10 protein-coding genes are annotated in these 12,770 nt (G+C 43.6%); all 10 read left to right on the top strand.

Annotated features, from left to right (window positions below; all coding sequences use genetic code 11):
* Positions 1-12: 12 nt before the first annotated feature.
* Positions 13-1,290, top strand: coding sequence for an ABC transporter ATP-binding protein (locus tag V7K38_RS20780; protein ID WP_334860292.1), 1,278 nt, complete (start codon positions 13-15; stop codon positions 1,288-1,290).
* Positions 1,291-1,309: 19 nt separating this feature from the next.
* Positions 1,310-1,840: an acyltransferase gene (locus V7K38_RS20775; RefSeq protein WP_334860291.1), complete on the top strand. Its 531-nt coding sequence runs from the start codon at positions 1,310-1,312 to the stop codon at positions 1,838-1,840.
* A 170-nt stretch (positions 1,841-2,010) separates the two neighbouring features.
* Complete coding sequence (locus V7K38_RS20770) at positions 2,011-3,048, top strand: Gfo/Idh/MocA family protein (protein ID WP_334860289.1); 1,038 nt, start codon at positions 2,011-2,013, stop codon at positions 3,046-3,048.
* Positions 3,045-4,178, top strand: a complete 1,134-nt coding sequence (locus V7K38_RS20765; protein ID WP_334860288.1) for a DegT/DnrJ/EryC1/StrS family aminotransferase — start codon at positions 3,045-3,047, stop codon at positions 4,176-4,178. Before V7K38_RS20770 ends, V7K38_RS20765 begins: the two co-directional genes overlap by 4 nt.
* Complete coding sequence (locus V7K38_RS20760; protein WP_334860287.1) at positions 4,178-5,185, top strand: hypothetical protein; 1,008 nt, start codon at positions 4,178-4,180, stop codon at positions 5,183-5,185. The genes V7K38_RS20765 and V7K38_RS20760 overlap by 1 nt, the downstream gene beginning before the upstream one ends.
* Positions 5,186-5,313: 128 nt before the next feature.
* Complete coding sequence (locus V7K38_RS20755; protein WP_334860286.1) at positions 5,314-6,168, top strand: methionyl-tRNA formyltransferase; 855 nt, start codon at positions 5,314-5,316, stop codon at positions 6,166-6,168.
* Positions 6,158-7,132 carry an NAD-dependent epimerase/dehydratase family protein gene (locus V7K38_RS20750; protein ID WP_334860285.1) on the top strand — a complete coding sequence of 325 codons (975 nt, stop codon included), beginning with the start codon at positions 6,158-6,160 and terminating at the stop codon, positions 7,130-7,132. Before V7K38_RS20755 ends, V7K38_RS20750 begins: the two co-directional genes overlap by 11 nt.
* On the top strand, positions 7,125-8,327 hold the full coding sequence (locus V7K38_RS20745; protein WP_334860284.1) for a DegT/DnrJ/EryC1/StrS family aminotransferase: 1,203 nt from the start codon (positions 7,125-7,127) through the stop codon (positions 8,325-8,327). Before V7K38_RS20750 ends, V7K38_RS20745 begins: the two co-directional genes overlap by 8 nt.
* Before the next feature lie 218 nt (positions 8,328-8,545).
* Positions 8,546-11,575: a N,N-dimethylformamidase beta subunit family domain-containing protein gene (locus V7K38_RS20740; RefSeq protein WP_334860283.1), complete on the top strand. Its 3,030-nt coding sequence runs from the start codon at positions 8,546-8,548 to the stop codon at positions 11,573-11,575.
* A 26-nt stretch (positions 11,576-11,601) separates the two neighbouring features.
* Positions 11,602-12,633, top strand: a complete 1,032-nt coding sequence (locus V7K38_RS20735) for a hypothetical protein (protein ID WP_334860282.1) — start codon at positions 11,602-11,604, stop codon at positions 12,631-12,633.
* Positions 12,634-12,770 lie beyond the last annotated feature (137 nt).

The following is a 12,770-nucleotide window of genomic DNA, read 5'->3' as shown; positions in this document are numbered from 1 at the left end:
GGAACTTTGCAGATGTCTGAGAATATGATTAGTGTTGAGAATTTAAGTAAAAAATATATTATCGCTCACCAGCAAGAGCAAGGAAGTCACTACAAAGCTTTACGGGATGTAATTGCCGATGGTGCTAAATCTTTTACCAAGTCATTTATCAAACCTGGGGGCAAAAAAATGCCCAACCCAACACGGGAAGAATTTTGGGCATTGAAAAATGTTTCCTTTGAGATTCAACAAGGTGAAGCTATTGGTGTTATTGGACGCAATGGTGCTGGTAAATCCACCCTCCTAAAAGTTCTGAGCCGGATAACCGAACCGACAACGGGACGTATCGGTATTAAAGGGCGGGTAGCAAGCTTATTAGAAGTGGGAACGGGATTTCACCCAGAACTTACGGGACGAGAGAACATTTATCTCAACGGTTCTGTTCTGGGAATGAGTAGAGCCGAAATTAAAAAGAAATTTGATGAGATAGTAGCATTTGCTGAAGTTGAGAAGTTTTTAGATACGCCAGTCAAGCGCTACTCATCAGGAATGTATGTCCGCCTTGCTTTTTCCGTTGCAGCCCATTTAGAGCCAGAAATTTTAATTGTTGATGAAGTTTTAGCTGTAGGCGATTCGGCATTTCAGAAGAAGTGCTTAGGGAAAATGGGTGATGTAGCCACCAAAGAAGGACGAACAGTTTTATTCGTCAGTCATAGTATGCAAGCGATCGCCCAACTTACCAAACGTTGCATACTGCTTTCTAAGGGTAGTATTCAATATGATGGTCACACTGGCAAAGCAGTACAGTTATATTTGACTGGGCAGAAAGATGAGTCTGCATCACCAGCATATTACCAAGCCCCAGTTAATAAAACTGGCAATCATGTAGCTTGGGCAAGGGCACACACCTCTGAGGGAGAAGGAATTCACTGTTGGGGAAAACCGATTACCTTTGAATTTGCTTTACACGTAGAGAAACCCCATGAAAGTCTATGGTTTTCGTTTCAAATAGTAAATGCCCTGGAACAGCCTATTAATATTTTTTGGTTTTTCTCTGATGCGCCTTTTCGCCATAAGCAAGGAACTCATATTTTCCGATGTGAAATACCTAAATTGCGACTTTATATGGGTTCATATACCTTAACAACATGGTTTTCTGAGCGGCGCAGCGAAACTCTACTAGAAAATCTCAGGGAGATTTGTGAGTTTGAAGTCAGTATGCACAATTTCGAGCGTGTAGATTACCCCTGGCAAGCTAATGAGTGTACTTATTTAGAAGATGCTATTTGGCAAACCGTAGAAAAGCATTAATTTTAAGGCAGATTAAATAATGGCTGTAAATGATGATGTCAAGCTAGGCAAAAACGTGAAGATTTTTCATCCTCATCTTGTAAACCTATACGGTTGCATTATCGGTGATGATACAAAAATTGGTACATTTGTGGAGATTCAGAAAGATGTCACGATAGGAAGTCGCTGTAAAATTTCATCCCACAGTTTTCTATGTGAAGGCGTTGTCTTAGAAGATGAAGTCTTTGTTGGTCATGGAGTCATGTTCACTAATGACCTTTATCCTCGTGCAACCAATGAAGATGGCAGTTTAAAAACTGACGATGATTGGTATACAGTCAAGACTTTAGTGAAGCACTGTGCATCCATTGGTAGTAATGCCACAATCCTACCAGGTGTAACTATTGGTGAAAAAGCGATCGTCGGTTCTGGTGCAGTAGTAACTCACGATGTTCCTGACAATGCAATTGTAGTTGGAGTCCCGGCTCGTGTGATCGGAGATGTGCGCGATGGGCTACGTCCCGCAGTAGGCGATCGCCAAAATTTAGAAATATCAGCTAGTAGTTTGTGAGAGCCTTAAGTTTTGTATGCAATCTATTCATAGATATTGAGTAACTTATTGATGGACTTTAAAGCCTTATAAAGATAAAAGTAATTTGCAATTCACCTAGAAACTAGGATCATCTTTTAGTGGCATTACTTAATAATCCATAAAAAATAAATTTTGATTAGTTAAAAATAATGGCAAATATCATTAATATCGGTGTCATCGGCTATGGCTATTGGGGACCAAATCTGGTAAGGAATTTTGTAGAGATGCCAGGAGTTCAGGTTAGAACAGTCAGTGATTTTAACCCACAACTATTGGCAAAGGTGCAAGCTCGGTATCCGACAATTCAAGTTACTAAAGATTGTCGAGATATATTTACAGATCCGAAAATCGACGCTGTAGCGATCGCCACACCAGTTTCAACTCACTTTGAATTAGCTTTAGCAGCATTGCAGGCTGGTAAACATGTCCTGGTAGAAAAGCCAATGACAACTACCTCCGACCAAGCAATGCGGCTGATTGAAGAAGCAGAAAAACGCAATCTAGTCTTAATGGTCGATCACACCTTTGTGTATACGGGTGCTGTACGCAAAATGCACGACTTGCTCGCCACTAATTCATTGGGTGATATTTACTACTATGATTCTGTACGCGTCAACCTGGGACTTTTTCAGCATGATGTTAATGTGATCTGGGATTTGGCAGTCCACGATCTCTCAATCATGAGCTACCTATTGCCATCCCAGCCTTATGCTGTCTCAGCTACAGGCATCAGCCACGTTCCTGGAGAACCAGAAAATATCGCCTACTTGACTTTATTCTTTGAAAAGAATCTCATTGCTCACATCAATGTCAATTGGTTAGCACCAGTAAAAATCCGTCGCACATTGATTGGTGGTAGTCAACGGATGATTGTTTACGATGACTTAGAACCAAGTGAGAAAGTCAAAATTTACGACAAGGGAATTACAGTCAATGGCAACTCCGAAAGCGTGTACCAAATGATGATTGGTTATCGCACAGGGGATATGTACTCACCCAAGTTAGATATGACAGAGGCATTGAAAACAGAGGGATTGCACTTCATTGATTGTATTGCGAAAGGCGATCGCCCAATTACCGATGGAGAAGCAGGACTGCGAGTAGTCAGAATTCTCGAAGCTGCATGCCAGTCTCTCAAGCAGCAAGGCCGATTAATTGAACTGAATGTGGCAGAGGTAGCAGCATGATTCCATTTGTAGACCTAAAAACTCAATACCTGAGTATTAAAGACGAAATTGATACTGCTGTTTTAAAAGTACTTGCAAGTACGCAATTCGTTTTGGGCAATGAAGTCAAAGCTTTTGAAGAAGAGTTTGCTAGTTACTGCAATGCAGATTATGGCATTGCTGTCAATACAGGTACTAGCGCCCTCCATTTAGCATTACTAGCAGCTGGCATCGGTGCTGGTGACGAGGTGATTACCGTACCTTTCACCTTCGTTGCGACCACGGCAGCAATTTGTTATACCGGAGCCACACCCGTTTTCGTAGATATTGACCCTGTTTCCTACACAATAGATGTTACCCAAATTGAAAAAGCGATAACAGAACGCACCAAAGCAATTCTACCTGTGCATTTATACGGACAACCAGCAGACATGGAGCCAATTTTGGACATTGCCCGTCGTCATGGTTTAGCCGTTATCGAAGATGCCGCCCAAGCTCACGGGGCTGAGTACAAAGGGCAGCGTGTAGGTAGTATCGGTGACATCGGTTGTTTTAGCTTTTACCCAGGTAAGAATTTAGGGGCTTACGGTGAGGGAGGTATGGCAGTAACCAATAATCCTGAATATGCCCATACTATGGGAATGCTGCGTGACTGGGGTCAAGAACGCAGGTATCACCATGTCCTGAAAGGTTACAACTATCGCATGGATGGTATTCAGGGAGCGATTTTACGGGTGAAGTTACGCTACATCGAAGAGTGGACAGAAGCGAGAAGAAGACACGCAGCCCAGTATGACCAACTTTTGGCAAAATCTGGTGTAGGCATCCCTGCTGTCATGCCTTACAGCCGTCACGTTTACCATGTCTACGCCGTGCGAGTGCCCGTAGGTCACGCTACGCGATCGCCTCAGCGAGATGCCCTACAACAAAGTCTGCAAGAGCAAGAAATTCAGACAGGTATTCATTACCCAATTCCCGTACATCTGCAAGCAGCTTATTCAGACTTGGACTACAAGCAAGGTGACTTTCCTCACTCCGAATTAGCCGCTAATACAGTACTTTCGCTGCCTATGTATGCAGAAATTACACCAACACAAATTAATACTGTTGGAGAAAGTTTTCAGAGCATTCTTCAGGGAGTAACTGTATAATGTCAGATTCTCGCCCTGGTTTAAACCCTCAACGCCTCATCCGGCTGATTCAGCAGGCGGTTGAGCGTTGCGATCTGCAACTTGATAATTTAACTGTACTTACAGAAGCTGCGACAGGAGCTTATGCAGTGACACCCATAGTAGCAGCGATCGCCGGGGCAAAAAAGGTGTTTGCACTGACTCGCACTACTCGTTATGGGACTATAGAAGCAGTCAAAGCTCAGATACTGGAACTAGCTGAACTAGCAGGAGTCAGTGAGCGGCTGGAATTCATCACAGAAAAAACAGAAGATATTGTCGCCCAGGCTGACATTATCACTAATAGCGGACACATTCGCCCCATTGATCCAAAAATGATTGGCTGGATGAAGCCTACAGCAGTCATTGGTCTAATGTACGAAGTGTGGGAGTTTAGACCAGAGGATGTAGATATCATAGCCTGTCAACATCGAGGCATCAAAGTAGTAGGTGTAAATGAACGCCACCCCTCAGTAGATGTATTTTCATTCTTGGGAATCATGGCAGTCAAGCTCTTGCTAGATGAAGGAATTGCTGTTTATACAAGTAATATTTTATTGTTATGTGATAACCCATTTAGTTCATTTATTGAACGTGGTTTAGTAAATGCTGGAGCTAATGTAGACACCATTGATAATATCGCCGCAGCACCTACAGACAAAACGTATGATGCGATTTTAGTAGCTATGCAACCACGCCCAGATCCAGTTTTAACTGGTAGAGATGCCAGTATCATTGCCAAATATTGGCCAGGAACACTTGTAGCTCAGTACTGGGGAGACATTGATCGAGCAACCTTTGCATCTTATCAAATACTAGTATGCCCAGAAGTTGAGCCAAAACCAGGACACATGGCTATTCTGCCCTCAGCAGTAGGGCCAGAACCGATTATCCGTCTGCAAACAGGTGGGCTAAAAGCAGCAGAAGTTATTTATCGACAATCCTTACAGGATAGCAACTCAGCGATGGCATTTGTACAACTGCTATGAGTACTAGGTGTTAAATGTTTAATGTATTGTTAATTGGGATAGGTACAACTACCTTAAGTGCCCTAGAATCCCTAATGTCTAAGTGCCATGTTCAAGGAGTGGTACGAAATATCTCTGAAGATGATTCTGTGATTCGTTTGGCTCAACAAGCTAACATACCCATATTTTCAAATACATTACAAAGAGAGATTAAATCGCTTATTTCAAAATTTCAGCCAGATTGCGTGGTAGTTTCTTCCTATAATCAAATTTTGCCAGCATCATTAATTGGAATGTCTACATTTATTAATGTCCATTATTCTCCTTTGCCCCAATATCGGGGTCGTGCAAATGTGAACTGGGCAATTATTAATAATGAACCTTCTGCCGCAATAACTATCCATAAACTAGAACCAGAATTGGATGCAGGAAATATTTTATTCCAACAACTAATTCCGATAAAATTTGATGATACAGTCGCTGAATTATACGAAAACCTCAATCAAATCCAGCAGCAAAATTTAGGAGAAATAGTTGTTAAGGCGTTAGAGGGTTATGCAGGTGTAGCACAAAATAGTAATGAGGCAACTTATGGTTGTACTCGTCTTCCTGAAGATGGTGAAATTAATTGGTCAGATTCAACTAGAAAAATTAGTAGTTTGATTCGAGCATTAGTTTCTCCATTTCCAGGCGCTTACACATACTTTCAGGGAAAAAAATTATTAATTTGGAAAGCAAAGCCTGTAGACAAACCCCTTACTTATGTAGGACGTATACCTGGTAGAGTTATTAGTATATCTAAAACAGAAGGTTTTATCGATATCCTCACAGGTGACAGTATACTCAGAATTTTTGAAGTGCAATTTATCGGTGAGGAAAGGACAGCCCCGGCAAATATAATCAAGTCTGTAAAAAGTACATTTGGACTACGTGGATCTGATTTACTTAATTGTATTCAAACTTTAGAAGAAGAAATTATCAAACTAAAAAAAAATGCAAAATAAACGAATTTTAATTACAGGTGGTGCCGGTTTAGTCGGTTCCCATATTGCCGATTTATTGGTAAATGAAGGAGTCTCAGAGATTATTGTTCTAGATAACTTCACCCGTGGACAATTGAAAAACCTTGCTTGGGCAAAAGAACATGGCCCTTTGGTAATTGTAGAAGGCGATATCCGGGATCAAAAACTTCTTGGTGAAGTTATGCAAGGCGTGGATATAGTCTTTCATCAAGCAGCAATCCGCATTACGCAATGTGCTGAAGAACCACGTCTAGCTTTGGAAGTTTTGGCAGATGGTACTTTCAACGTTTTGGAAGCAGCAATGAAAGCCGGGGTAAAAAAGGTAGTCGCCGCCTCCTCAGCCTCAATCTACGGCATGGCAGAGGAGTTCCCAACAACTGAATCCCATCACCCTTACAACAACCGTACTATTTACGGTGCAGCGAAGGTCTTTAACGAGGGCTTATTACGCAGCTTCTACGATATGTATGGGCTGGACTATGTAGCATTACGCTACTTTAACGTCTACGGACCACGCATGGATATCTACGGTGTATATACTGAAGTATTAATTCGCTGGATGGAACGCATTATTACAGGTCAGCCACCACTGATTTTTGGTGATGGCAAACAGACAATGGACTTTGTATATATTGAAGACATTGCCAGAGCGAATATTTTAGCTGCCCAAGCCGATGTTACTGATGACGTGTTTAATATTGCCAGTAATGTGGAAAGCAGCCTGAATGACCTAGCCTATAGTTTGGCTAAAGTGATGGGGTCAGATTTACAACCAGAATATGGGCCAGAACGCAAAGTCAACCCTGTAGCACGGCGACTGGCAGATGTAACCAAAGCCAAACAATTGCTGGGTTTTGAGGCGCAGGTATCTCTAGAAGAGGGATTGCGTCGGTTAGTGAGTTGGTGGCGTGAACAGAAATTGGCAAAGGAAGCAAGCAATGTCTGAGAAAATGCAGTCTATCCCGATCGCTAAACCTTGGATAGGTGAAGCTGAGGCTGAAGCAGCTAGCCGTGCGATTATGTCTGGCTGGGTAACACAAGGGCCAGAAGTCGCCGCCTTTGAGCAAGAGTTTGCAACTTACGTAGGAGGAGAATATGCTTGTGCTGTCTCCAACTGCACCACAGCATTGCATCTAGCACTATTAGCTGTAGGTGTGCAACCTGGGGATGAAGTGATTACGGTCAGCCACTCTTATATTGCCACTGCCAACAGTATCCGCTACTGCGGCGCAATACCAGTGTTTGTGGATATTGAACCACAGACATACAACATAAATCCGATGTTAATTGAGGATGTGATTAGCAAGCAGACTCGCGCTATCCTGATTGTCCACCAGATCGGGATGCCTTGCGACCTCAAAGCCATCCTGGATATTGCCCACCGCTACGATTTGCCAGTTATTGAAGATGCAGCTTGTGCGATCGGTAGTGAAATTCTCTGGGATGGACAGTGGGAGAAAATTGGCAAGCCGCATGGGGATATCGCCTGTTTTTCCTTCCATCCCCGCAAAGTCATCACCACAGGTGACGGTGGGATGCTCACCACAAATAATCCCGAATGGGACAAACAGTTCCGCCTCTGGCGGCAACATGGAATGAGCATCCCCGATACTGTCCGCCACGGTGCGAAACAGGTAATATTTGAGTCATATCCCATGCTGGGTTACAACTATCGCATGACTGATATGCAAGCAGCAGTCGGGCGAGAACAACTCAAACGTCTACCAGAGATTTTGGAACGACGGCGTTATTTGGCAGAGCAATATCAGGAAAAGCTAGCAGACGTGTCGGGATTAAAGTTCCCAACCCAGCCAAATTGGGCAAAGAGTAACTGGCAGAGTTTTTGTGTCCGGTTAACAGACAAATATGACCAAGTAAAAGTAATGCAGGAAATGTTAGATGCTGGCATTTCCACGCGACGCGGGATTATGTGCGCTCACCGTGAAACTGCTTATCAAAGTGAAGCTTGGTCATGTGGAGTTGAGCCAAAAACTTGTGAGTGTGAAATTGGAAAGTGCGATCGCCTTTCTGAGAGTGAGCAAGCACAAGATCATACTGTCTTACTACCCCTGTTTCATCAGATGACTCAACAGGAACAGGATTATGTGGTGAAAGTTTTGAAAATGGCTTGTCAGATTTAAGGAAAAAATTCCTTTGGTAGAAATTGCTTCCAGAGGTGTCTCTACTTTAGACGACAAACTTATACCAATTTGAATAATTTTTGCGACACATTAATTCTTCCTAGAGAACATTACTGTGCCCCTATCCATATATGACATTCTTTTTTCAAATTGGTATGAGAACCTCTCGTGGCAACGTTTTAATCATCGTTAGTAATTAAACTTCATAGGAAATAGGTATGACTCTCCTTTTTACCAATCAAGTGCCAAGTGTTCCAAATAAGACTGATAATGTTCCCTACGAATTAGGGATGAAATTCCGCAGTGCCAAAGGAGGACAGATTACCGCCATTCGCTTTTGGAAAGCCGCTAGTGAAACAGGAACTCATATTGGCAAAATATGGAATGCAACGGGAACACTCTTGGGAAGCGTCACTTTTACTAGCGAGACGGCTTCTGGCTGGCAGAATCAGGCTCTGTCCACACCAATTAACATTCAAGCTAATACGACTTATGTCGTTTCTGTCAACGTCAAAAAGTATTATGTCTTCACTAATGATGCTCTGGCCAGTTCCATAGTCAATGGCGATCTTAGCTCGATAGCAGACGGCAGCAACGGGGTGTTTAATAGCACTGTGGGCGCCTTTCCAACTAATTCCTACCGCAATAGTAATTATTTTCGTGACATCAACTTTGTGGTTGTTGTCCTGCCAACAATTACCAAAATTAGCGGCGATAATCAGACTGGTGCAGTGGGAACTACCTTACCCAACCCCTTTGTTGTTCAGATCAAAGACAATGCTGGTAATCCCCAATCTGGGGTGACAGTGAACTTTGCTGTTACCAGTGGCGGGGGGTCAGTCTCGGCCGCTAGTGCAGTAACTAATGCAAGCGGTCAGGCTAGTACCACCTTAACCCTGGGAGCTAGTGCTGGGGCGACAAGTCCTGTAACTAATACCGTAAGTGCGACAGCCACCAACATAGGTAGCGTTACCTTCTCTGCTACTGCCAACCCCCCAGTGAGCATCCAAAATGTCTTGACAACTCAAGTACCGGATCTTCCAAATTTCACTGATGACGTTCCCTACGAATTAGGGATGAAATTCCGCAGTGCCAAAGGAGGACAGATTACCGCCATTCGCTTCTGGAAAGCCGCTAGCGAGACAGGAACTCATATTGGGAAAATTTGGACAGCAACAGGAACGCGCTTGGCAATGGTCACTTTTACTAGCGAGACAGCTTCTGGCTGGCAGAATCAAGCTTTGGGGACACCACTTAGTATTCAAGCTAATACAACTTATGTGGTCTCTGTCAACGCAAATGCCTATTACGTCCTTACTTCTGATCAACTTGCTAGTTCCATAGTCAGTGGTGATCTTAGCTCAGTAGCAGACGGCAACAATGGGGTGTATAATACGAGTCCGAATTCTTTCCCAAGCAGTTCTTATCGTAATAGTAACTACTATCGTGACATTGCCTTTGTTGTCGGCAGCATCTTAATTAAAGTCAGTGGCGACGGTCAGTCTGGTGCAACTGGAGCGACTCTGCCCAATCCCCTAGTCGTGCAAGTCGTAAATGCTCAAAACAGTCCTCAGTCAGGGGTGACGGTGAACTTTGCCGTTACTAGTGGCGGAGGATCAGTCTCTCCCGCCAGTGCAGTAACTAATGCTAGCGGTCAAGCAAGTACAACTTTGACGCTGGGATCGGTTCCTACCGCACCTGGAGGGGTCGTAGTCACAGCGACGGCAGCAGGCATCGGCAGTATAACCTTCTCAGCTTCAGCGACTCCAGTAGGAGGCGGTAATCCCATCTATTTGGAAAACCTAAATGCTGGCACAACTAACTGGAAGCTTGACAACCGGAGTAGCAGTAAGACTGAGATGGCTGGCTATGCCTCGGCGACTAGTGTCAATAAAGGGGAATCTCTAGATATTAAGGTTTCTCTTGGACAAGCGGGACAGTATACTATCGATGTGTATCGCTTGGGCTACTATGGTGGTACAGGAGGAAGGTTGATGGCCAGCAGTGGCCTGCTCAATGGTACGACTCAAGCCCCTTGTACCCAAGACTCCACCACCGGACTGACCGAGTGTAACTGGACAACTTCCTACGTCTTGCAGGTAAGCAGTAACTGGACTAGCGGTATTTATATCGCCAAGCTGACTGACCAAGCGAGTACCACAGCGCACGTGTGGTTTGTCGTCCGCGATGATAGCAGTACTGCTGAAATTTTATTCCAAAGCGCTGTTTCTTGCGTCCAAGCATATAACACAATGGGCGGTAAAAGTTTATACGACTTTACCAGTCCGTCAGGGAGAGCTTACAAGGTTTCCTTTGACCGGCCATTTTCACAGGCAACCTATCCAGAGTCCACCGAAAGTGACTCGCCCCTACGATGGGAATACAATATGGTGCGCTGGCTGGAATCTCAAAGTTACAACATTACCTACACAGAGAGCATACAGGTTCACACCAATGGGCAAAAATTGCTCAATCATAAAGTATTTCTGTCTGTGGGTCACGATGAGTACTGGTCTAAAGAAATGCGCGATGCTGTTGAAACTGCTCGTAATAACGGAATTAATTTGGGATTTTTCTCTGCCAATACTTGTTATTGGCGAGTGAGGTTTGAAAATTCTACCCTCGCTGCTGGGCAAATAAAGCCCAACCGAGTGATGGCGTGCTACAAACATGAGTGGTCATCAGATCCAGTCGCCCAGCAGCAGGGTTCATCAGTAGCCACTAATAAATTCCGCAGCGTCCAGAACCAGCGACCAGAAAACGCCTTGTTAGGAGTCATGTACGGTAGCGACTATAGTAATATCTACGGCGGTGCTAATTTTGTTGTCAGCAACAGCAGCGATTCTTACTATGCAAATACAGGACTTAAGAATGGGGATCAGCTGACTTTATTAGTGGGCTACGAATGGGATTTTATCGTTAGTAATGGGTCTTCTCCTGCCGGACTAGTCACCTTGTCTCAGTCACCAGTCGTACCTTCTGATACATTGCCAACCTACGACGAACCACCTAATGAACCAGGTCTCCCCGCCAACCAAGATTTTACCAAAGCATACTCAGCCCGCTACACGGCTAGTAGTGGAGCTAAAGTCTTTGCCTCCGGCACCATTCAGTGGGCCTGGGGGTTAGATAGTGATGGTGTCAGCCCAGCTAGGGAAGATACTCGCGTCAAGCAAATAACTGTCAACATTTTAGCAGATATGGCAGCTAAACCCCAAACACCAAATGCAAACCTCATTGTTCCTTAAACCATCACACACATAGGAGTACAAAAATGACACCACTGCAACGTCGACAATTTGGTAAATTAGTAGCTGCCAGTTTGACTTCCACTGTTGTTGCCGACATCTCTAGTAAGGCGTTTGCTCAACAAAGCGACTCAAGTAATGAGTCTCTTTTTGGAGTAAACATCTCTAGTGTATCCGATAGTACATCCGATACTCGAAACCGAGAAAATCAAACTCCATCGATGGAAGTGAATACTGCCACCCTGCCGACAGGAAAAGTTATCTCTGCTAATACTACTAATCAGCTAGCTCAAAAAGTTGTTTCTGCTGTATCTGTTGTTTCTAAAGTTAATCTGCAATCTCTGTCTGTTGAGAATCTATCGCCTGTAAAACAAACACCTCGAGCTTTCTTTTTAGCTGACTCTGACCGGATTACGAAAGCGATAGTACTTGGAGATAAGACTCTTGTAATTTCTACAGTCTCGAACACGAGAAATGGTGAGTTCAACCATCTTATTTATTCCGTTGGAAGTGCTAGTAAGGGTCAATTCAAAGCGAAAAAAGTGCTAGATTTCGAGGATTCTAATCAAACTATTGAAAGTTTGTTAAGTCTTCCCAATAATAAACTTCTGTGCATAGTAGGAACTAGGGGCATTCCGCCTTTTTCTCTGAGAACGATCGATTTCAGTACTGGTAAAATTCTTTCTAGTGATGATCTAGCCCTACCCACACTACCGCCCAACCATAGATTCGCTAACCTATGTCAAGATGCCAAGGGAAATATTTTCGCAACCGAGATCAGTTCAGAAGGTATCCCTATTTTAATCTCGATGAACTTGCAGGAGAAGGCCACAGTTACCGGCAAGGTCAAAATTAAGAGACTGACCACACTGTCCATTGATGGACAGCCTCTTATCAACGATGTTAAAGATTTGGGCTTCTCTGCTTCTGGCCAACTGTATGCGCTGGCTACTGACAGTAGTAGAAAAAACAACGTTATGTATACAGTAGACGTGAAAACTGGCAAGATGGAATCAGTAAAGAACTTTGCAGTCGAAAAGTTTGTGTTCTCTCTCTAGTACTAGAACAACACAAGAAGCGATCGCATAAATCAAAACCGTTGTGCGATCGCCTTGGAATATGCTAGCTGTTAATATTGATGGTATATGCGTTCGTCTTTGTAAAAGTGTACAGACGCAGGATAATGTCATTGTTT

The organism is Nostoc sp., from assembly GCF_036917465.1.
Lineage (GTDB): Bacteria > Cyanobacteriota > Cyanobacteriia > Cyanobacteriales > Nostocaceae > Nostoc.
This window is presented reverse-complemented; position numbering and strand designations above follow the sequence as displayed.